Origin of the sequence: Mesorhizobium sp. YC-39 (assembly GCF_025753795.1) — a bacterium.
In the GTDB taxonomy this organism is placed as follows: Bacteria; Pseudomonadota; Alphaproteobacteria; order Rhizobiales; family Rhizobiaceae; genus Mesorhizobium.
Window position 1 is genome coordinate 1,076,610 of record NZ_JAOWPS010000001.1, and the last position, 21,096, is coordinate 1,097,705.

Sequence of the window (21,096 nt, forward strand, 5' to 3'; positions counted from 1 at the left end):
GCGCAAAAGCATTGGGAGTGAGCGGCTGAGGGATACCAGTCAGTGCAGGTTGGCGACGCGCCGTTCGCGGGTCCCGTGGATCGTAAGCGCTTCGCCAAGCTCGAGTGGCGCGGGCCGGCCGTACAGAAAGCCTTGCACCACTTCGCAGCCGGCCGCGCGAAGCAGCGTCGCCTGGTTTTCGGTCTCGACGCCTTCGGCGATGATGCTGACGCCAAGCGCCCGCGAGAGCCCGACAATGGTCGAAACCACCGCCCCAGAGCTAGAATCGGTGTCGATGCGGCTGACGAAGGAGCGGTCGATCTTCAGCTTGCCGAACGAGAAATCGATCAGATAGCTGAGATTGGAATAGCCGGTGCCGAAATCGTCGACGGCGACTGAGATGCCCATGTCGGCAAGCTGCCGCAGTATGGCGGCGGCGCGGTCGCGGTCCTGCATCATCGCCGTCTCGGTGACTTCCAGCTCCAGCCGCGACGGCCTGATGCCGGTGCTCGCCATCGTGTCACGCACGATGCCGACGAAATCCTTGGTCATGAACTGGACCGGCGAGATGTTGACGGCAACAAAACAGTCCTCGGGCAGATGGCGGGCATCGCTGCAGGCCTTGCGCAGCACCCATTCGCCGATCGGGCCGATCATGCCGGTTTCCTCGGCGATCGGAATGAACTCCATGGGTGGGATCATGCCGCGTTCGGGATGCCGCCAGCGGATCAGCGCCTCGTAGCCGACGATACGGCCGCTCGGAAGGTCGAGTTGCGGCTGGTAGTGGAGATCGAAATCGCCGCGGTCGAAGGCGATGTGCAATTCCGATTCGACCCACTGGCGATAATCCGCGACCTGGCTCATGTCGGAATGGAAGACCGACCAATTGCCTACCCCGCTGGCGCGCGCATTCTGCAGCGCCAGATTGGAACGGCGCAGGACGAGCACGGGATCGACGCCATCCTTCGGCATTGCCACGATGCCCACAGACAGGCTGACCGATTGCAGGTGGGAACTGAGCTGGTAGGGCTCCATCATCTTCTCGATGAGCTTCTCGACGGCGCTTTCCAGCGGCCCTTCTATCTCCCGATCGGTGATGAGCACGGCGAACTCGCCGGCGCCGATGCGCCCGATCACCGCGCCCTCCGGCATTGCTGCCTTCAGCCGGCTGGTGAAGGCGACGATCAGCTCGTCGCCCTGGCTGTAGCCGATCGCGTCGTTGATCTGCTTGAAACGGTCGATATCGATGTCGATGAGAAACACCGGTTCGCCGGTCTTCATCGTTGCGGATGCGGCATCGGCAATCCTGCCGACCATTGCCGGGCGCGCCAGCAGGCCGGTCAGCTTGTCGAAATGGGTTTCCTTGAAGACATAGTCCGCCGATTCATCGACGCCGGCAAAGAAGGACAGCGCCGCTCCCGCCGAAGCGAGCGCGCAAAGGGCCGCTATGATGGCGATCATTGTTCCGGTCTGCATGGAGGCAAGGCCGTCGCCGAAACCGAATCTGAGGCCCCACAGCCCGAGGATGAAACTGCCGATGCCCGAGCTGGCAATAGTGAGCAATCGGAATATCGGTGTTCGCGTCGGATTGCTGGCAGCAGCCATTACAAAGTCCCCAGTAACGGGGCCTTCTAGCGGACATATCCTTAAAATTAGTTGCGGCGAATATTAATATTTTTACTGGACCGGCTAGTCCCTGCCGCCGTCGGTCTGCTTCAACTCGTCGAGCGTCGGCATGGATACGATGTGATAGCCGGAATCGACATAGTGGATTTCGCCGGTGACACCCGACGACAGATCGGACAAGAGGTAGAGCGCCGAACCGCCGACCTCGTCGATGGTCACAGTGCGGCGCAGCGGCGAGTTGCGCTGCTGGTAGGAAAACATATGGCGTGCATCGGAAATCCCGGCGCCGGCCAGTGTCCGCACCGGTCCCGCCGATATGCCGTTCACCCTGATGCCGCGCGGACCGTAGTCATTGGCGAGATAGCGGACGCTGGCTTCCAGCCCGGCCTTGGCGACGCCCATCACGTTGTAGTTCGGCATGACGCGAACGGAGCCCGCATAGGTCAGCGTGATCATCGAGCCGCTGTCCCCCATCAGTCTGGCGGCGTGACGGGCGATCTCGGTGAAGGAGTAGCAGGAGATGACCATGGTGCGGACGAAATTGTCGCGGCTGGTGTCGGCGTAAAGACCCTTCAGTTCATTCTTGTCGGAAAAGCCGATGGCATGGACGACGAAGTCCAGCCCACCCCAAGCCTTGCCCAAAGTCTCGAAGGTGGCGCTGACTGATGCGCTGTCCTCGACATCGCAAGGCACCACCAGCGATGTACCAAGCCTGTCGGCGAGCGGCTTGACCCGGCGCCCGAACGCTTCACCCTGATAGGTGAAGGCGAGTTCCGCCCCATGTTCGGACAATTTCTTGGCGATGCCCCAGGCGATCGAATGATCGTTGGCGACACCCATGACAAGCCCGCGCTTGCCCTTCATCAATCCGTCCATGGCCGGAAAAATCCCTTATGCGGAATAGCGCTGGAAAACCAGCGTTGCGTTGGTGCCACCGAAACCGAACGAATTGGACAAAACAGTGTCGATCCTGGCGTTATCGATGCGCTTTCGCACGATCGGCATGCCCTCGAATTCCGGATCGAGGTTCTCGATATGGGCGCTTTCGCCAATGAAGCCGCCTTGCATCATCAGGATCGAATAGATCGATTCCTGCACGCCGGCCGCACCCAGCGAATGACCGGTCAGCGATTTCGTCGAGGTGATGAAAGGCATCTTCTCGCCGAACACTTCGCGGATCGCGCCCATTTCCTTGGAATCGCCGACCGGCGTCGAGGTACCGTGCGTGTTGATGTAGTCGATCGGCGAAGAAACGGTCGCCAGCGCCTGCCGCATGCAGCGCACCGCACCTTCGCCCGAAGGCGCCACCATGTCGTGGCCGTCGGAGGTCGCGCCATAGCCGACGATCTCGGCATAGATCTTGGCACCGCGCGCCTTGGCATGCTCGAGCTCTTCCAGAACCAGCACGCCGGCGCCGCCGGCAATGACGAAACCGTCGCGATCGACGTCGTAGGCGCGGGACGCGACCGATGCCCTGTCGTTGTATTTCGACGACATGGCGCCCATCGCGTCGAACAGGTCCGACATCGTCCAGTCGAGATCCTCATGGCCGCCAGCGAAGACCATGTCCTGCTTGCCCCACTGGATCAGCTCGTAGCCATTGCCGATGCAATGGGCCGAAGTTGAGCAGGCTGAGGAGATCGAATAGTTGACGCCGTGGATCTTGAACCAGGTGGCAAGCGTCGCCGAGGCGGTTGAGGACATCGCCTTCGGCACGGCAAACGGACCGATGCGCTTGGGGCTGCCGTTCTTGAGGGTGGTTTCGGCCGCTTCGACGATAGTTCGGGTCGACGGTCCGCCCGATCCCATGACGATGCCGGTGCGCTCATTGGTGATGTCGTTCTCGCCAAGTCCTGCATCCGTGATCGCCTGATCCATGGCGACATGGTTCCAGGCGGCACCTTGCGACAGGAACCGCATTGCCCGGCGGTCGATCATGGCTGAGGGGTCGAGCGTCGGCGCCCCCCATACCTGGCAGCGGAAGCCGTGTTCGGCGAAGGAATCGGAGAAGCTGATGCCGGATTTGGCATCGTGGAGCGAGGTCTGCACCTCGTTGGCATTGTTACCGATCGACGACACGATGCCGAGGCCTGTCACTACGACCCGTCTCATGGGCTGCTCCTTCCAGAGTGTCTGGTGACGATCAGGCGACCGCCGATTGCTTTGACAGACCCACCTTGAGGTCTGTTGCCGCGTATATGGGCTCGCCATCCGCTTTCAGCCAGCCATCGGCGATGCCAAGCACCAGCCGCCCGCGCATCACGCGCTTGAAGTCAACGCCATACTCCACCTTCTTGACCGACGGCGTCACCATGCCTTTGAACCTCACCTCGCCGGTCGACAGCGCCATTCCCTTGCCCGGCTCGCCGAGCCAGCCGAGGTAGAAACCTGTCAATTGCCACATAGCGTCGAGCCCGAGGCACCCCGGCATGATCGGATTGCCGATGAAATGACAGGCGAAGAACCACAGGTCCGGCTTGATGTCGAATTCGGCGCGAATGAAACCCTTGTCGAAGGCACCGCCCGTCTCGCTGATCTCGGTGATGCGGTCGAACATCAGCATCGGCGGATAAGGGAGCTGGGCGTTTCCTGCTCCGAACAGCTCGCCGCGGGCGCAGGCAAGCAATTCCTCGTATTCGTAGCTGGATTTCGAACCCGCCATCAATCGTCCCCGTAATCATTCCGGGCGGTAGGGCGCCCTTGTCGTTGGTTTCCTAACACAATCTGTTTCAGGCCGGAAACCGGCGTTTGCGCTTAACCTGCCCGTCTGCCCGGGTCAATGCGCGCTATTGATCGTATTCGGCCGACAGAATATATGTCAGGAGGTGTCCAGTTTCGGCTGATATTGGTTTTTTGCCATGCTGGGCATGTCTTGGGGCGGAACTGTGAGCTTCGACGAATAGATGGATCTGGGCTGCCGGAAGGAAAATGTCGCTGTGGACAAGCGGGTTCGCGAAGCCGGCCTGAGGCCGACGCGCCAGCGCATCGCGTTGGCCGATCTGCTTTTTGCCAAGGGCGACCGCCATCTGTCGGCGGAGGAACTGCACGAGGAGGCGATCGCTGCTGGCGTACCGGTGTCGCTGGCCACCGTCTACAACGCCCTTCATCAATTCACCCAGGCGGGCCTCCTGCGCATCCTGGCCGTCGAAGGCTCAAAGACCTATTTCGACACCAACACCTCCGACCACCATCATTTCTACATCGAAGGCGAAAACAGGATTTTCGACATCGCCAGCGGTCCCGTCACGGTTTCCAACCTGCCGGAGCCGCCGGAAGGCATGGAGATCGCCAATGTCGACATCGTGGTGAGGCTGCGCCCCAAACGCTGTGATTGACCGGCGTTCCAGCGCTGAGTGGCATTTGCTTCGCTGGCCTTGTTCGTTCGCTGGCCGTCGAAAGAGATCGTGGCCAGAGGTCAGTTCTTGACCCGCTCGCCCGGATAGGCGCCCCAGACGAGCGACTGGGCGAGCCAGCCGGTGTGGCCGTCGAAGGTCATCTCGCACCACTGGCCGTCGCAGGACTTGATCGTGCCCATCACGCCGGGCTCGACGATGGCGACGACGCTGGCATTCTTGTCCGGATCGTCAAGAAGATTGATTCGGCCACCCTTGCCGCGCTGCCAGGGCGCCACGATCGCCGTGCGGCGGCCCGAAAGCAGTGACTGGTTGATCCAGCCCTCCGAGCCGTCGGCGTCGCGCACGCGACGCCAGGTGTCGAATTCCTGGATGATTTCCATCGGCAGGCCGGGCTTCATGTACATCCAGTCGACGGAGTAGTTGACGCCTGGTCCGACGCGGGAGTTGACGCGGCCGGATTTCAAGCTGACGAAGCGCGGCAGCGGCAGGCCGCTCGGCCCGAGCGTGATCGTCTGTGCGGGTGCCGCCGCGCTTTGCGCCACCGCAATAGGGGCGTAAAGCAGAGCGCCGAGAAATGCTGCGCAAATGGTCAGGCGGAGCGACGCGAAACCAGACACTTTCGTTCCTTTCGGCGCTCGCCCATCGGCCCCGGCGCCCCTTTTTCTTTGTCTTCGGCGGCACCGCTTGTTACATGGATGACCGGCGCCGTGATCGGTTCTCAGTTTCGCCGGTCTTGGTTAAAGAGGTCTCAACGAGATCGGGATTCGAGGGAACAATGGCAGGCAAAAAGAAGCCTCTCGTGGTCATAACGCGCAAACTGCCCGACCCGGTCGAGACCCGTATGCGTGAGCTGTTCGACGCCCGGCTGAATGTCGAGGACAGGCCGATGACGCAGCCGGAACTGGTCGCGGCGGTCAAGGAAGCCGACGTTCTGGTGCCCACCATAACCGACCATATCGATGCGGCGCTGATCGCCCAGGCCGGCGAGAACCTTAAGCTGATCGCCAATTTCGGCAATGGCGTCGACAAGATCGACGTGGCGGCGGCGGCCAAGAAGGGCATCACCGTCACCAATACGCCGAACGTGCTGACCGAGGATACGGCCGACATGACGATGGCGTTGATGCTGGCGGTGCCGCGGCGGCTGGCGGAAGGCGCCAATGTGCTGACCGGCGACAAGAAATGGGCCGGCTGGTCTCCGACCTGGATGCTGGGCAGGCGTATCTGGGGCAAACGCCTCGGCATTCTCGGCATGGGCCGTATCGGCACCGCGGTTGCCAGGCGAGCCAAGGCTTTCGGTCTTTCGATCCACTACCACAACCGTCATCGCGTACTGCCGGCGGTCGAGGACGAGTTGGAGGCGACCTACTGGGAAAGCCTTGACCAGATGCTTGCCCGCATGGATATCATTTCGGTCAACTGTCCATCGACGCCGGCAACCTTCCACCTGCTTTCGGCGCGGCGGCTGGCGCTTATGCAACCGACCGCTTACATCGTCAACACAGCGCGCGGCGACATCATCGACGAGGACTCTTTGGTCAAGCTGATCCAGGATGGCAAGATCGCCGGTGCCGGCCTCGATGTCTATGAGCATGAGCCGGCGCTGAACTCGAAATTGCTGAAGCTCGCCGCCAAGGGCAAGGTCGTGCTTTTGCCACATATGGGCTCGGCCACGCTCGAGGGCCGCATCGACATGGGCGAGAAGGTCATCATCAACATCCGCGCTTTTTTTGATGGTCACCGTCCGCCGGACCGCGTGCTGCCGCTGCGGGCGTGACCGGCCATCGCAGCGATCGACTTGCACCTTATGTCGATGCAAGCTTACGAAAGCTCCTTGCGCATGGTGATCGAGGTTGCCCGTTTGTAGCCCTCATGCGCCGTCCGTTGCGTTTCGCGAAAGCCGAGGCGGGCGAAGGCCGCGTGATTTCCAGTCAGTTCGATCCTCGTCTGCAATTCGATCGCGCACTTGCCGCGCTTGCGGGCAAGCGCCTCGACAGCCTGCATCAGCCGCCTGCCGATGCCTTGACCCTGAAGGTCCGGCTCGACAGCAAGTTTTCCGACATAGAAGTCGTCAGTCCGCTCCAGGACGAACACACAGCCGATGATCCTGCCGCCCTTCAGCGCCGCGAAGACTGTCTCCCGCCCGGCCTTGTCCTGGAGATTGTCGACGGTGAGCCGATGCGCCGAGGATGGCGGATCGATGACGCCGTCCATCGCGGCGAACGCACGCATAACAAGCGCCAGCACCTCGTCCCAACGGTCGCAATCGGCCGCAAGCTGCGTGATGGACACGCTTACGGTTCGCTCCACGGGTCTAGTTCTTCTTGTAGCGGATCGTGTCGAAGCGCGCGGCCAGCGCATCATAGAGCAGCAGCCGGCCAACAAGCGGCTCGCCGATGCCGGCGATCAGCTTGATCGCCTCCATGGCTTGCAGTGTGCCCATAACACCGGTCAGCACGCCGAGCACGCCGGCGACGGCGCAGGACGGCACCAGTCCGGGCGGCGGTGCCTCGGGAAAGAGATCGCGATAGCTCGGATTCGGCTTACCGTCCGTGCCGGTCTCGAACGGTTTCAGCACCGTCACCGAGCCGTCGAAGCGGCCGACGGCGGCATGCACCAATGGCCGTTTTTCCGCCGCGCAGGCGTCGGCCACGGCATAACGTGTCTCGAAATTGTCGGAGCCGTCGACGACGACATCATAGCGGGCGACGAGGGCAGGAGCGTTGTCCGCCGTCAGCCTGAGATTATGCTCCTCCACGGCGACGTGGGGGTTGATGCGGGCGATCGCCGCCTTGGCGCTGCCGGTTTTCGCCATGCCGACTGTGTCGGTGCCGTGGATCACTTGCCTTTGCAGGTTTGACAGCGAGACAGTGTCATCGTCGACGATGCCGAGCGTGCCGACGCCGGCGGCCGCCAGATATTCGAGCACCGGCGCACCCAGCCCGCCGGCGCCGATGACCAGAACCCGCGCACGTTTCAACCTCTGCTGGCCGGCTCCGCCGATTTCGGGCAGCACGATGTGGCGGGCGTAGCGTTCAAGTTCTTGGTCGGTGAGGGCGGCTGTGGTCATCGCCGGACCATATAGTGAGGGAAAAATCTTGTCAGGGGGCTAATGCATGTCGCCCATAGCGGTTGGGATAACGATATGCATGAACAAGATCTAATGCATGTCGCGCAAAAGTGCGCAGCGGCTTTGCGATAACGACATGCATAAAACAACAAGCTAAAGCGCGTCGCGTGAGGCCGGTCAAACGCGACGCGCTTTAGACCGTTGGTCCAACCGTGCCGTGGTCAACTGTCAGGAACTGCGCCCGTCCCTTGAGGCTGGAAAACAGCGCCGCGTCGGTTCCCGTCATGAAAGCCTGGCAGTTCAGCTCTTCCAGGATCGAGAACAGCGCGGCGCGCCGGCGGCCGTCGAGATGTGCTGCGATCTCATCGAGCAGCAGGATTGGCGTCATGCCGGACATCTCGCCCGTCAGCCTTGCATGCGACAGCACGATGCCGACCAGCAGCGCCTTCTGCTCGCCGGTCGAGCAGAGTTCGGCCGGCATCGCCTTTTGCCGGTGCCGCACCACGAGATCCGAACGGTGTGGACCGTCGAGCGTGCGCCCGGCGGCGCGGTCGCGATCGCGGCCCTCGGCAAGGGTGTGGCGAAACCGTTCCTCGACATCGACCGCTGGCGAGCTGGCGACCTCGCCTTCCAGTTCGCCGAACAGGCCGATATCGGCTTGCGGAAACGGGCCGTCGCCTGGCAGCCTGTCGATCATGGCGGCGAGCAGGCGCACCAGTTCGGCACGTGCCGCGGCAATCGCCACGCCGGTTTCGGCCATCTGCGTCTCGATCGCGTCGAACCAGGTGCCGTCGCGTGAATTTTCCGTAAGCAGTCGGTTACGGCCGCGCATCGCTTTTTCATAGTCGAGCGCGCGCTGGCCGTGGCCGGGATCGATCGCCAGCACCAGGCGGTCGAGGAAGCGCCGCCGGTCGGCGGCCGGGCCAGGAAACAGACCATCCATCGCCGGCGTCAGCCAGACGACGCGCAGCCATTCGAGCATATCGTCGGCCGAGCGCGCCGCGGCGCCGTTGATCCGCACTCGTCGGCCGCCATCGCCCGCGTTGTCGCCGCCCGAAATTCCGGTGCCGATCTCGACCGGGCCGTCAGGCCCATCGAGCCGGGCATGCAGCGCGAAGCCACCATCGCCGCCCTCGCGTGCCACATCGGCATAAGGGGCGCGGCGTAGGCCACGCCCCGGCGTCAGCAGCGAAATCGCTTCCAGGAGATTGGTCTTGCCGGCGCCGTTGTCGCCGGAAAACACCACGGCCCCAGGATCGAGCCCGATCGACAGCGCGGCATAATTGCGGAAATTGGTAAGTGTTAGCTTACTTATGTGGGTTTGTTCCGGCAACCGCTATCCGCCTATATGCATGTCGCGCTATATGCATGTCGCGCAAAAGTACGCAGCGGTTTTGCGATAACGACATGCATAAAACAAGAATCTAAAGCGCGTCGCATGAGGCCGGTCGAACGCGACGCGCTTTAGAAGTTGCCGCACTCATTGTCATCGTGGCGTCGCCGATCGGCGACGCAGCGCGGCTACACCCGCATCGGCATCAGCACATAGAGCGCGGTTTCATCGGCCATGTCGTGGATCAGTGTCGGCGAACCGGCATCCGCCAGCATGAACTTTGCCTCTGTGCCGGTCAGTTGGGCGGCGACGTCGAGCAGATATTTGGCGTTGAAACCGATCTCGATCGGGTCGGATGAATAGTCCGCGGCCAATTCCTCGGTGGCGCTGCCCGAATCCGGATTGTTGACTGCGAGTGTCACCTGGCCCTCGGCGATCGAAAGCTTTACGGCTCGGCCGCGCTCGGAAGAAATGGTCGAGACACGGTCGACGGCGGCGGCGAAAGTCTGGCGATCGATGATCAGCTTCTTGTCGTTGCCCGTCGGAATGACCCGCTGATAGTCGGGGAAGGTGCCGTCGATCAGCTTCGACGTCAAAACGACGCTGCCGATGGTGAAGCGGATCTTGGTATCGGATAATTCGGTGGTGACGGCGACATCGGGATCGTCGACCAGCTTTTGCAGCTCACTGACCGTTTTGCGCGGAATGATGATGCCCGGCATGCCTTCGGAGCCTGCCGGCGCATCGATCTCGGCGCGCGCCAGACGATGGCCGTCGGTTGCCACCGAACGCAGCTTCAGCTTGCCGCCGGCCTCATGCGTGTGCAGATAGATGCCGTTCAGATAGTAGCGCGTCTCTTCGGTCGAGATCGCGAACTGGGTCTTCTCGATCAGCCCCCTCAGCGCCACCGAATCCAGCCGGAAGATATGCGAGAACGATCCGGCAGAAAGTTCCGGGAAATCGGACTGCGGCAGGCATTGGAGCCGGAAGCTCGAGCGGCCCGAGGTGACCGTCATGGCGTTGCCGTCCTCGTCGGTCTTCAGCATGACCTCCGCCCCTTCGGCGAGCTTGCGCACGATGTCGTAGAGCAGATGCGCCGGAACCGTTGTCGCCCCGCCGCGCTCGACCTTGGCGGGCGTGGCTTCGGTCACCTCCAGATCGAGGTCGGTCGCCTTCATTTCGAGAGTGGCGCCCTCGGCGCTCAACAGCACGTTCGACAGGATCGGTATGGTGTTACGCCGCTCGACCACGCGATGAACGTGGTTGAGGGACTTCAGGAGATTTGACCGTTCCAGGATAACACGCATGACGAAACAGGCTCGCTTGAATGAATGAACGGGTCTCCGGCGAGCGGCGCCCCGCGAAAGGTCTGAACAGGCTCAGAATCTGCACAAACTGACAGGAAAAACCCCGCAAACGCAAGCCCGCGCCACCGGTTCGGGTCGGCTACGCGGGCTTTCTGGGGATAAAGCTGGCGAAGTTCGCCGGCAGGCGTTTTTCGGGCCGGTTAGGCCTGATCGTTGATCAGTCTTCTTAGCAATTCGAGTTCCTGCGCCAGCGTGTTGTCGACGCCTGAAAGATCCTCGATCTTGCGCACGGCATGCAGCACCGTCGTGTGGTCGCGGCCGCCGAAACGCCGGCCGATCTCCGGCAAGGAACGTGGCGTCATCACTTTTGACAGATACATGGCGACCTGCCGCGGCTTGACGATGGTGCGCGTACGCCGGTTGGACAAGAGCTCGGTCTTCGACACATTGTAGTGGCGCGCGACGATGCGCTGGATGTCCTCGATGCGCACCCGCTTGGGTTCGCCCGAACGATAGATATGGCCGAGTATCTCGTCGATACGGTCGATGGTGATCTGCGGTTCGAAGGATTGGCGGAACAGAAGCTGGTTGAACGCGCCCTCGAGTTCGCGGCCGCTGCCGGTCACCGTGCGGGCGACATGGTTGAGGATCTCCTCGGAAATGTCGAGCGACGCGTCATCAGCCTTGGCGGTGGCAAGCCGCAGCTTGAGCATGCCGATGCGCATGGCGAAATCCGGCGCCGACATTTCGAGCGCGACGCCGCCATTGAGGCGCGAGCGGACGCGGGGTTCGAGCGATTCCAGCTCCGACGGCGGCCGGTCGGCGGCAACCACAACCTGCTTGGCGCTGTCGAGCAACATGTTGATAAGATGGCAGAATTCGTGCTGGATCGATTTGCCCTGCAGGAACTGCATGTCATCGATGATGAGGAGATCGATGTCGCGCAACTGTTCCTTCAGCGTCAGCGCGTTGTTGTCGCGGATCGCGGTGGCGAATCGCCACATGAAATATTCGGCTGTAAGATAGACCACGCGCGATTTCGGATTCTGCTTCAACGATTCCGCCGCGATCGCCTGCAAGAGGTGCGTCTTGCCGAGTCCGACCGTCGCGTGGAGAAAGAGCGGATTGAAGCGCACCGCGCTCGATTGCGATTCCGCCACCGCCTTGGCGGCGGCGAAGGCCACGCGGTTCGACGGTCCCTCGATGAAGGAGCCGAACGTGTAGCGCGGGTCGAGTGGCGAACCGAGCACATTGTGCCTGAACTCGGCCTCGGCCGGCATGCCTGGGCGAGGTGCCGGGGCACGCTCCACCCTGCCTGGACCTGCCGTTCCCGTGGCCAGCGCCGTTTGCGCCTGCTTTGTCATCTTGCGCGCCGGGGCCATTTCGGGCTCAACGCCGTTGCGTCCGGGGCGGGTAGCTGTGCGCACGACGATCTCGATCTTGAGGATTTCCGGATCCTCGTGTTTCCACAGCTCGGCGATGAGGTCGAGATAGTGGCCGTTGATCCACGAGCGCAGGAAGGCTGTGGGCACGGAGATGCGGACAATGCCCCGGGACGCCTCGGCGACCTTCATGCGTCCGAACCAGCTCGAATAGACCTCGGTTCCCAGACGCGCCTTCAACTGGGTCTTCACCCGGTCAAACTTGTGTTCCGCGTCGCTGGAAGCCGACATGTCGCCCCCTCCAATCAAGGTTCCAGGAAATGGGAGGTCGCCCGTAAGCTCCCTTTCGATGCCGCTCTGCATGATAGAGTTCCTTGTCCTTTTGTACCTTTATTTCCGCCGGGGATACGCCTCCTGCATCCATGTTTCCGGCGACCGTGTCTTCGCTGCGACATCATCGCCGCCGCCGGCAATGAATGTCACCTCGTTGTCAAGGGACCGGCGCCGACCTCTTAGAGTCAGCCCGTTTTGGTCATGCCAAGGCAAAGCAATTCCACCCGGCGAAAACGCCGGCGCGTCGTTGACCTGCCATGTACAGTTACGCCAGTCCCCTACCGCATCGAGAGACAAACCAAACCCTGCGCGGAAATGATCCACGTCATGAATTCCGCCATTTTCAGCTGGCCGATTCAGGCTGGGTTTAAGGGCCGATGGCCCGTCCCTCTCGATGGAGAGACATTAACGAAATCGTTGTGGATAGGGCAAGGCCACGACTAACGGATTTTTAAGGAATCTGGTTAGCGAAGACGGGTTCGGGCACTATGCTGCAACGGCACATTTTGACAAAGCCATTGTGATTCAAACCCTTTTCCGGCGAATATGAAAAAGACCGCACCGCGCGAAATTTTCTGAAATAATTTTCTTGACAGCCAATTGTCCACGATCCCTCACCCTCGATGTGAACAAGCTGTGGACGACCGTCTGTAACATGTTGAAATTAATAGATAATTTGTGACATACTATATTTTATAGGGAGGCCCTTTCGGGGACTTCGAATATCAGCAGGCATGTATATGCCGGCAAAGCATTTGGAACTTCGAAATCCACGCACAGTGTCGTTTGCGGGCTTTCTTTTTTAAGTACTTGCCGGCAAACGAAAAAACCCGGCGCGATCGGCCGGGCTTGAAGAAGACAAGTTCAGGAAAGGTATATTAGGCCGACAGCACTTTAAGGCGCTGGGCGAGTCGCGACACCTTGCGCGATGCCGTGTTCTTGTGCACGACGCCCTTCGTCGCGGCGCGCATCAATTCCGGCTCCGCTATTTTGAAGGCAGCCTGCGCGGCAGCCTTGTCGCCCGAGGCGAGCGCCTCTTCGACCTGACGGACATAGGTCCGCACGCGCGAGCGGCGGTTCTTGTTGATCGCCGCGCGGCGGGCGATCTTGCGCGTTGCCTTTTTGGCCGAGGAGGTGTTGGCCATGATGCCTCTCTTCTGATCTGGTGGGCGCACGCGGGATGCCGCAGGGCGCAAAAAACAAACGGGCAGCCACGCGGCCGCCTCGGTTGGAGCGGCTTATAGTTCAGCTTTTCCGGCGCGTCAACGCCGCTTCGCCCTCTTTTTGGCCGGTACTGCCGGGGTCCTGAAGCGCGTCGCGTTTGAACGAATTCATGAGACGCGCTTTAGGGGCCTGTTTTTGTGCATGTCGTTGTCGCAAAAACCTCGGGTCAAGCCCGAGGGCATGCTTTTGCGCAACATGCATTAGCGATTGGTGAAATTCGGCTTCCGCTTTTCGGCAAAGGCCGCCATGCCTTCCTTCTGGTCATCCAGCGCAAACAGGGAGTGAAACAGGCGCCGTTCGAACCGCAGCCCTTCGGCCAGCGTCGTTTCATAGGCGCGGTTGACGGCCTCCTTGGCCATCATCACCGACGGCAACGAAAAATCCGCAATTCTGGCTGCCGCCTTCAGCGCTTCCTCGATCAACTCGCCGGCAGGCACGACGCGCGACACCAGGCCGCAACGCTCGGCCTCCGCCGCATCCATCATCCGTCCGGTCAGGCACATGTCCATCGCCTTCGACTTGCCGATGAAGCGGGTCAGGCGCTGAGAACCGCCCATGCCCGGCATGACTCCGAGTGTGATTTCGGGCTGTCCGAACTTGGCGTTGTCGGCGGCGATGATGAAATCGCACATCATCGCCAGTTCGCAGCCGCCGCCGAGCGCATAACCGGCAACCGCCGCGATGATGGGCTTTCGCGTCCGCGTGAGCTCTTCCCAACCGACGAAGAAGTCCTGCACGTAAGCGTCTACAAAGGAGATCGCCTGCATTTCCTTGATGTCGGCGCCAGCGGCAAAAGCCTTCTCGGAACCGGTGATGACCATGGCGCCGATATCGGGATTCGCGCCGAACCCGTTCACGGCCGCCACCACCTCCTTCAGAACTTCGGAGTTCAGCGCGTTGAGCGCTTTCGGCCGGTTCAGCGTGATCAGCCCGACCTTGCCGCGCGTTTCCACAATGACGGTTTCATAGGCCATGGCTTCGCCTCCTCGTTCCAGGCAATCGATGAATGTCGACCGGTCCTAAAGCGCGTCGCGTGTAATCGGATACATGCGAAGCGCTTTAGGTTGTTGTCTTTATGCATGTCGCTATCGCAAAACCGCTGCACACTTTTGCGCGACATGCATTAGCTTACCGCTGGCAGGTCCGGCAATAGAAGGTCGATCGCCCGCTTTGCACGATGCGCTCGATATGGCCGCCGCAACCAGGCTTGGAGCAGGGTTCTCCTTCCCGATCGTAGACCGCGAACGAATGCTGGAAGTAGCCCAGCGACCCATCGGTCTGCATATAGTCGCGCAGCGATGATCCGCCGGCGGCGATCGCATCGGCGATGACCGAGCGGATCGCCGCGGCGAGGCGTTCAGCCTGCTCGCCAGCCTTCTTCCCGGCCTTGGCGATGGTGCCTGCTTCGCGCAGCGGCGACAGACCGGCGCGCCACAGGGCCTCCGAAACATAGATGTTGCCGAGCCCGGCGATCAGCCGCTGGTCGAGAAGTGCTGCCTTTAGCGGCGACTTGCGGCCCTTCAGCAGCGAGGCGAGCAGCGCGCCATCCAGGGCATTGCCAGTAGGCTCGACGCCCAGACCAGCCAGCATTGGATGCGTGTCGGCCAGCCCTTCCGAAAACAGCATAAAGCCGAAGCGGCGCGGGTCGTTGAAGATCACGCGCGATCGGACGCCTTCCGGCGAGACGACATCGAACACGACATGATCATGTGCGGCACTTTTCGAACGCTCATGATAGAACATGCCCGGCAGGTCGCTGGCGTCGGCCGTTTCGATGCGAAACGAACCCGACATGCCAAGATGACAGATCAGCACCGGACCGCCGTCCAGATGCATCGTCAGGTATTTGGCCCGGCGGCCGAGCGCCATGATCGTCTTACCGGTCAACCGCTCCGAAAATCTTTCCGGAAACGGAAATCTGAGGTCTGGCCGGCGCGCCTCGACGTGGGCGATGCGTGCGCCTTCCAGCACCGGCTGCAGGCCGCGCCGGACCGTTTCAACTTCCGGCAACTCAGGCATGGGCGCCTATCATTGCATGGAAGGAGGTGCCGTGACGGCCGCGCACCAGCCCGAGATGCTCGGCGACGGTTTCACCGATGTCGGCGAAGGTTGTTCGCAGCCCGATATCGCCGCCCTTCAGCCCCGGTCCGGTGCCGATCACCGGAATGCGTTCGCGCGTGTGGTCGGTGCCGCGCCATGTCGGATCATTGCCATGGTCCGCAGTGAGGATGAGCAGGTCGCCCTGCTTCAATTTGGCCAGTGCTTCGGGCAGGCGTCGGTCGAAGGCCTCGAGTGCCGCCGCATAGCCGGCGACGTCGCGTCGGTGGCCGAACTCGGTGTCGAAATCGACGAAATTGGCAAAGACGAGATCGCCGTCGCCGGCGTCGTCCATCGCGCCCAATACCTTGTCGAACATCGCCATATTGCCGGCAGCCTTGCGCACCTCCGAGATACCCCGGTGCGCGAAGATGTCGCCGATCTTGCCGACCGCGATGACCCGGCTGCCGCGCGCCACCAGCCGGTCGAGCAAGGTCTGTTCCGGCGGCGGCACGGCGTAGTCGCGGCGGTTGTGCGTCCGTTCGAAGCTGCCCGCGGTTTCCCCGATGAAAGGCCGTGCGATGACGCGGCCGATGTTCAGCGGATCGACCAGCCCGCGCACCACCTTGCAGAATTCGTAGAGCCGCTCCAGGCCGAAGTGGGTTTCATGGGCGGCGATCTGCAGCACCGAATCGACGGAGGTGTAGCAGATCGGCTTGCCGCTGCGGATGTGCTCCTCGCCGAACCGCTCGATGATCTCTGTGCCCGGGGCGTGGCAATCGCCGAGAATGCCCGGCACCTTTCCTTCCCGGATGATTGCTTCGGTCAGTTCTGCAGGAAAGGCGGGGGCCGTGTCCGGGAAATAGCCCCAGTCGAAGCGGACCGGCAGGGCGGCGATTTCCCAATGGCCCGACGGCGTGTCCTTGCCGCTGGAGACTTCCTGCGCCGCTCCATGAAAGGCCGTCGCCTGCGGCAACTCGCCGTTGCTGAGTTTCAGCCCTGTCGCGGTCTCGGCCGCGCGGGCAAGCCCGAGCGAGAACATGTTGGGTACGAAAAGTGGTCCTTGGCGCAAGCCTTCCCGATTCGCGCGGCCTTCCGCGCAAGCCATGGCGATGTGGCCGAACGTATTGGCACCGGCGTCGCCATAGCGCTCGGCGTCGGCTGCGCCGCCGATGCCGAAGGAATCGAGAACGAAAAGGAAGGCGCGCGCCATTATCAGGAATTCATTATTCTCTGTCTGTTAGCCAAGACATAGGGGGCCGCGCCGCCATTGGCAATTCGGAAACCAAACGGCAACGGCATGGCGCGATAGTTGAGGCATAGCGGTTGCCAAATGGCATCGATGGAAATCGGCGGGGGAACATATGAAACATGCCTTGAAGGCCTCCGCTGCCATCCTGGCGCTGCTTGGCGCTTCCTGGCTCGGCCCGGCGCGCGCCGATTGGCGGGATGATATCGGTACGTTTCGCATCGGCATCGTCGCCGAAGCCGGCGCCGGCAACACCGTTCCGGGCCTGGCTCTGTTGACGGACGCCTACACCAAGGCGCTTGGCATGAAGGTGGAGTTCGTCGTTGCCCGCGACTATGCGGCGCTGATCGAGGCGCAGGCCGATGCCCGCATCGAATATGCGGTCTATTCGGCGACCGCCTACGCCACCGCGTCCGAGCGCTGCAACTGCGTCGAACCCCTCGTGGCGCCGGTCGATTCCGACGGCGCCGTCGGCATCCGATCGGTTCTGCTGGCGCGGGACGGCAAGGTTCCCGATCTGGCGTCGATGGAAGCGCACCGCATCGTCATGGCGCCCTCGGACAGCGTCGGCGGCTCTCTCTTGCCGCTTGCAGGATTGGCCGCTGAAGGCGTCAAGGTCGCCGAGGACGCTCCGTTCCTGACGCGCGCCAGTTCGGCTGCGGCGGCTGAAGCAATGCTGGTCGATGGCGAGGCCGATGCCCTGTTCGGCTGGATACCGGCCGCCGCCGACGACGGGCCTGAGATTGCGGGCGGCACCGTGGCCAGGCTGGAAGCGGCAGGACTTTCGAAGACAGCGCTTCAGATCGTGTGGAGGTCCGGCCTGCTGCGGTATGGCCCCCATGCGGTTCGCAGCGATCTCGACCCAGAGGCCAAGCGGCGGCTCACCGTGTTCCTCACCAACCTCAGATCGATATCGCCGGATATCTACGATCTTCTGGAAGCGAAACATTCCGGCGGGTTCACCATTGCCCGTCCGCAGGATTACTCAATGGCCGCGGCCGTCGTGCGCCTGGTGTCAGGCAGCGACCATCAACGATAGCTAGAGCATGATCCCGAAAAGTGGGAACCGGTTTTCGGAAAAGATCATGCTCCAACAAAGAGTTAGATCAGGATGACGATTCAACCAAACGTCATCCTGATCTAGCGGCCATGTTGTTTCAGCAGTCGCCGCAGGGGATCGTCGGGCTCCTGCGGGCCCTGAGAAAATAAGTTTCGCCCATTGGTATTTTGGCGAAGACAGAACTAAACCCTAGCCGATTTGCGTTGTCCGCCGTCCAGGTGATGATCGGCTCGTATACGAGATTGCTCTCAACGCGAATGAGAAAGGTATCCCTGATCTCGAGCGTCGGTGGAACCGTCGTGATGGAGTCCTTCGCTGCGTCGGCGCTGAAGGCGCCATCGACCATCTTGCGCGACCAGACGACCTGCACCTTCGGGGGCGTTTCGTTGGTCACCTTTATTGCGGTGATGACGATTTTCGGGGTCGAACGGTTGTAGGGCTGAAGGGTGGAGTTGCCGATCTGCATGATCGCATCGAGATCGGCGGTCTTGACGGACTGCTGCTGGGTGACGAGATCGGCCACCATGCTGCCGATGCGGCTGACCTTTTTGCTGGTCTCGATGGCCTGCGATGCTTCCATGGTCACGAAATACATGATCAGCAGGATAGGCACGATCAAGGCAAACTCGATGGCCGCGACGCCGCGCCGATCGCGGCAGAACCGGTTTGCTCTCCAATAGATCCCGGCGATTCCCATAGGTGCCCCCGCACGAACCATGCCCCTGTCCTCTTCCCACTTACGCAACGATAGAGCTTCAGTTGTCGAACGGCTCGTTCTGCCAGGTGACCGACGCGAAATGCAGCGTGTTGCCGTCTTTCAGATTGGCCATCGACTTCGCCATGAAGTCGGTCATGACAGGCCATTTGTAGAAAACCCGCAGCATGTTCCTTGATTCAGCCAGGCCCGGGGATACCGTAAAAGTCACTGGATCCGTGCCCGTCAGCACGATGTCGCGGTCCTGGATCTTGAAGCCCGCCTTGGCCGCATCGGCGAAGGTCGGGTATTCACGCAGATCCACCAGCAATCCGGGGCAGTCCTTGGCGACCATGATCTCCAATTTGGTGCAGATCATATCCCGCAGCTTGGTCCCGGACACATCGGCCGGCCTTAGCTTGCCAGTACGCAGTTGGCGCGCGACATCGTCGGTGATGTTGGCCATCACTTCCTGCCCGGCAAATGAAATGCAGCTCTCCAGGATGGCGAAGACGAGAAGGGCGAACGGAATGGCAAGCATCGCGAATTCCAGCGCCGTGCTGCCGCGCCGGTCGCGAACGAAGCGCCCGAAAAAGCCTGCTCGTCCTGCTTTGCCCATACTCTGTTCCTGCCGATCCTGACGCGGTGTCGGAAGGATCATTAGCGGAAATCCATTGAGGTCCAGTTTGGATGGCCGATAAATTCTTCGGAAAGATTTTAACCGGCCGATAACCGAAGCGATATTTCAGCGAAATGGAGAAGAGAACGGTCCGCTCGCCTACCGACTGGCGTTCATCTCGGCTTCGGAGGTCTTCTCCGCTTCGCTCTTGTACGAGCTTTCGCAATAGGGCGCGCAGGACATGGTCTGCACCTCGGCGCGTCGATAGATGCGTACCGACGCCGCGGCCTGCCGCACGACGGTGATCTGTTCGTCGACGATCGGGCTGCCGTCCTGATCGAGGACGACGAGGTTGGTGACGCCGAAGCCCTTGCCCGTCAGCACGATCGTCGATGCATCCTGTACGGAGGCGTCGGCGATCGCCGGATTGCCGACCACGACCGTGTCCGCGGGGCGCGACAATTTGACGATCTTTGCCTGGTTCATCGTGACCTCGATGCCGGCGCCGGCCTTGGCCGGCACGACAAAGGCCGCGGCGGCCAGAAACACGGCAATCGAAAATGACGATCTCGGCCCGGTCATTGAAGCGCTCCACGGCGGCGTACTGTTCAACGGAATATGAATGAGATTGGTGAACCAACGGTTAAGCGGATGGAGACCGTGGAAAGTGCTGGGCAAGGGCATTGGGATCACCTGGCGCGGCCCGCCCCTTTATCAAATCCCCAAATCAAGCCTTTCAAGGCCCCGGACCTGCGTCCCAGGTTCCTGGCTGTCACTTAGTTTACGGTTAACCACACAATGTCCTTGAAGCGGGAAAGGAATCGGTAAGGCTGTTTATTAAGCCGATTGAAAGAGCTTCTCCATAGATTGGCAGCATCCGATCAGCCGTTAAGAGAAGTTGACGGAGTTGCTGTAACACTCGGAGTAGGAGTTCTCGATGTCTAACCTCATTGCACGTTTTGTGAAGGACGAATCCGGCGCGACCGCTATCGAATACGGTCTGATCGCCGCTCTGATCGCGCTCGCCATCATGGTCGGCGCCGGCCAGCTGGGCACCGCGCTGAACGGCAAGTTCACCACGATCGCCAGCTCGGTCAACACCGGTACTGCCCCGTAATAACGACGTCTCGTCGTTTTTGAGCAAGGGCCGCCTCATTGGCGGCCCTTTTTCGTCGTGCCGGCCAATTTTGAGTTGCGGGCCTCATCAATCGTTAATCCAACATGCCTAGGCTGGGGCCAGTTACAGCTTGCCCTCAGAGACAGTCTGACCCACAGGCGCCACGCCGATGCTTGAAGCCCTGATCTTCGTTGTCTTTCCGTTCTGCATGCTTTTTGCCGCGATTTCCGACATGCTGTCGATGACGATCGCCAATCGCGTGCCGGTGCTGCTTGTGGCGGTCTTCGCCCTGGTTGCGCCATTGACGGGTATGGATTGGGCGACCTATGGCTGGCATTTTGCCGCCGGCGGCCTCGTTCTCGCCGTGACGTTCGGTCTGTTTGCGCTTGGCGGCATGGGAGGCGGCGATGCCAAATTGCTGGCCGCCACCGCCATTTGGATGGGGCTGAACGTCCATCTCGTCGAATATCTCGTGGCCTCGACATTCATCGGCGGCCTGCTGACGCTTGCCATTCTCGTCTATCGGAAATCGCCACTCGCAGCCATCACGAGTCGAAATCCGTTCTTGCGCCACTTCGCTGACGAGACATCAGGCGTTCCCTATGGCATCGCACTTGGCATTGGTGGGCTGCTCACCTATCCGGCTTCGCCGTTGATGGTATGGGCGCTCGCAAGGCTGGCGGCCTAGCTTCTTTTCCGGGGCGTTCGCA

Annotated in this window: 22 protein-coding genes; 5 read left to right on the top strand and 17 right to left on the bottom strand. The window is 61.4% G+C overall.

Translation table 11 applies throughout. The annotated features are described in order from the left end of the window. Positions 1 to 39 precede the first annotated feature (39 nt). The 4 genes from OHD62_RS05130 to fabA all read right to left on the bottom strand — a co-directional run bounded on the left by OHD62_RS05130 (position 40) and on the right by fabA (position 4,267). Positions 40 to 1,584 carry a putative bifunctional diguanylate cyclase/phosphodiesterase gene (locus OHD62_RS05130; RefSeq protein ID WP_263781361.1) on the bottom strand — a complete coding sequence of 515 codons (1,545 nt, stop codon included), beginning with the start codon at positions 1,582 to 1,584 and terminating at the stop codon, positions 40 to 42. An 84-nt stretch (positions 1,585 to 1,668) separates the two neighbouring features. Then, positions 1,669 to 2,481 carry an enoyl-ACP reductase FabI gene (fabI, locus tag OHD62_RS05135; protein WP_263781362.1) on the bottom strand — a complete coding sequence of 271 codons (813 nt, stop codon included), beginning with the start codon at positions 2,479 to 2,481 and terminating at the stop codon, positions 1,669 to 1,671. A gap of 15 nt (positions 2,482 to 2,496) precedes the next feature. Further along, complete coding sequence (fabB, locus tag OHD62_RS05140) at positions 2,497 to 3,717, bottom strand: beta-ketoacyl-ACP synthase I (RefSeq protein WP_263781363.1); 1,221 nt, start codon at positions 3,715 to 3,717, stop codon at positions 2,497 to 2,499. Positions 3,718 to 3,748: 31 nt separating this feature from the next. After that, positions 3,749 to 4,267 carry a 3-hydroxyacyl-[acyl-carrier-protein] dehydratase FabA gene (gene fabA, locus OHD62_RS05145; RefSeq protein WP_006337950.1) on the bottom strand — a complete coding sequence of 173 codons (519 nt, stop codon included), beginning with the start codon at positions 4,265 to 4,267 and terminating at the stop codon, positions 3,749 to 3,751. Positions 4,268 to 4,508: 241 nt separating this feature from the next. Between fabA and irrA the strand changes: the two genes are divergently transcribed. Then, positions 4,509 to 4,940 carry an iron response transcriptional regulator IrrA gene (gene irrA / locus OHD62_RS05150; protein WP_006337949.1) on the top strand — a complete coding sequence of 144 codons (432 nt, stop codon included), beginning with the start codon at positions 4,509 to 4,511 and terminating at the stop codon, positions 4,938 to 4,940. Between the two features lie 80 nt (positions 4,941 to 5,020). On the opposite strand, the gene OHD62_RS05155 is transcribed toward irrA, so the two are convergent. Continuing rightward, complete coding sequence (locus OHD62_RS05155; protein ID WP_263781364.1) at positions 5,021 to 5,578, bottom strand: SH3 domain-containing protein; 558 nt, start codon at positions 5,576 to 5,578, stop codon at positions 5,021 to 5,023. Positions 5,579 to 5,736: 158 nt separating this feature from the next. Between OHD62_RS05155 and OHD62_RS05160 the strand changes: the two genes are divergently transcribed. Further along, positions 5,737 to 6,738, top strand: a complete 1,002-nt coding sequence (locus tag OHD62_RS05160) for a 2-hydroxyacid dehydrogenase (protein ID WP_263781365.1) — start codon at positions 5,737 to 5,739, stop codon at positions 6,736 to 6,738. 44 nt (positions 6,739 to 6,782) lie between these two features. Here the strand turns inward: OHD62_RS05160 and OHD62_RS05165 are convergent, their stop codons facing one another. From OHD62_RS05165 to OHD62_RS05205, 9 genes are all read right to left on the bottom strand, one after another. Beyond that, positions 6,783 to 7,322 carry a GNAT family N-acetyltransferase gene (locus OHD62_RS05165; protein WP_412177352.1) on the bottom strand — a complete coding sequence of 180 codons (540 nt, stop codon included), beginning with the start codon at positions 7,320 to 7,322 and terminating at the stop codon, positions 6,783 to 6,785. Beyond that, the gene (locus OHD62_RS05170; protein WP_263781367.1) at positions 7,276 to 8,031 is read right to left on the bottom strand and encodes a molybdopterin-synthase adenylyltransferase MoeB; all 756 of its coding nucleotides are present in this window, start codon (positions 8,029 to 8,031) and stop codon (positions 7,276 to 7,278) included. Before OHD62_RS05170 ends, OHD62_RS05165 begins: the two co-directional genes overlap by 47 nt. 193 nt (positions 8,032 to 8,224) lie before the next feature. After that, positions 8,225 to 9,364 carry a DNA replication/repair protein RecF gene (recF, locus tag OHD62_RS05175; protein WP_263781368.1) on the bottom strand — a complete coding sequence of 380 codons (1,140 nt, stop codon included), beginning with the start codon at positions 9,362 to 9,364 and terminating at the stop codon, positions 8,225 to 8,227. 188 nt (positions 9,365 to 9,552) lie between these two features. Next, positions 9,553 to 10,671 carry a DNA polymerase III subunit beta gene (gene dnaN / locus OHD62_RS05180; RefSeq protein WP_263781369.1) on the bottom strand — a complete coding sequence of 373 codons (1,119 nt, stop codon included), beginning with the start codon at positions 10,669 to 10,671 and terminating at the stop codon, positions 9,553 to 9,555. A 200-nt stretch (positions 10,672 to 10,871) separates the two neighbouring features. Then, positions 10,872 to 12,344, bottom strand: a complete 1,473-nt coding sequence (gene dnaA, locus OHD62_RS05185; RefSeq protein ID WP_263781370.1) for a chromosomal replication initiator protein DnaA — start codon at positions 12,342 to 12,344, stop codon at positions 10,872 to 10,874. A gap of 920 nt (positions 12,345 to 13,264) precedes the next feature. After that, complete coding sequence (gene rpsT, locus OHD62_RS05190; RefSeq protein WP_008872206.1) at positions 13,265 to 13,531, bottom strand: 30S ribosomal protein S20; 267 nt, start codon at positions 13,529 to 13,531, stop codon at positions 13,265 to 13,267. A 279-nt stretch (positions 13,532 to 13,810) separates the two neighbouring features. After that, positions 13,811 to 14,584 carry an enoyl-CoA hydratase gene (locus OHD62_RS05195; RefSeq protein WP_263781371.1) on the bottom strand — a complete coding sequence of 258 codons (774 nt, stop codon included), beginning with the start codon at positions 14,582 to 14,584 and terminating at the stop codon, positions 13,811 to 13,813. A gap of 154 nt (positions 14,585 to 14,738) precedes the next feature. Then, positions 14,739 to 15,629 (bottom strand): bifunctional DNA-formamidopyrimidine glycosylase/DNA-(apurinic or apyrimidinic site) lyase, encoded by an 891-nt coding sequence (gene mutM, locus OHD62_RS05200; RefSeq protein WP_263781372.1) that lies wholly within the window; start codon positions 15,627 to 15,629, stop codon positions 14,739 to 14,741. After that, positions 15,622 to 16,860 (bottom strand): phosphopentomutase, encoded by a 1,239-nt coding sequence (locus OHD62_RS05205; protein ID WP_263781373.1) that lies wholly within the window; start codon positions 16,858 to 16,860, stop codon positions 15,622 to 15,624. Before OHD62_RS05205 ends, mutM begins: the two co-directional genes overlap by 8 nt. Positions 16,861 to 17,011: 151 nt before the next feature. Here OHD62_RS05205 and OHD62_RS05210 point away from each other — a divergent pair, with 151 nt between their 5' ends. Next, entirely contained in the window at positions 17,012 to 17,935 is a 924-nt protein-coding gene (locus OHD62_RS05210; protein WP_263781374.1) for a phosphate/phosphite/phosphonate ABC transporter substrate-binding protein, read from the top strand. Positions 17,936 to 18,053: 118 nt separating this feature from the next. Here the strand turns inward: OHD62_RS05210 and OHD62_RS05215 are convergent, their stop codons facing one another. From OHD62_RS05215 to OHD62_RS05225, 3 genes are all read right to left on the bottom strand, one after another. Beyond that, entirely contained in the window at positions 18,054 to 18,674 is a 621-nt protein-coding gene (locus OHD62_RS05215; protein WP_263781376.1) for a TadE/TadG family type IV pilus assembly protein, read from the bottom strand. Between the two features lie 37 nt (positions 18,675 to 18,711). After that, positions 18,712 to 19,269 carry a TadE/TadG family type IV pilus assembly protein gene (locus OHD62_RS05220; RefSeq protein ID WP_263781378.1) on the bottom strand — a complete coding sequence of 186 codons (558 nt, stop codon included), beginning with the start codon at positions 19,267 to 19,269 and terminating at the stop codon, positions 18,712 to 18,714. Between the two features lie 159 nt (positions 19,270 to 19,428). Then, a complete protein-coding gene (locus OHD62_RS05225; RefSeq protein ID WP_263781379.1) occupies positions 19,429 to 19,851 on the bottom strand; it encodes a pilus assembly protein N-terminal domain-containing protein in 423 nt (140 codons plus the stop codon). Between the two features lie 355 nt (positions 19,852 to 20,206). Between OHD62_RS05225 and OHD62_RS05230 the strand changes: the two genes are divergently transcribed. After that, a complete protein-coding gene (locus OHD62_RS05230) occupies positions 20,207 to 20,386 on the top strand; it encodes a Flp family type IVb pilin (RefSeq protein ID WP_263781381.1) in 180 nt (59 codons plus the stop codon). A gap of 169 nt (positions 20,387 to 20,555) precedes the next feature. Further along, positions 20,556 to 21,074: a prepilin peptidase gene (locus tag OHD62_RS05235; RefSeq protein ID WP_263781383.1), complete on the top strand. Its 519-nt coding sequence runs from the start codon at positions 20,556 to 20,558 to the stop codon at positions 21,072 to 21,074. Positions 21,075 to 21,096 lie beyond the last annotated feature (22 nt).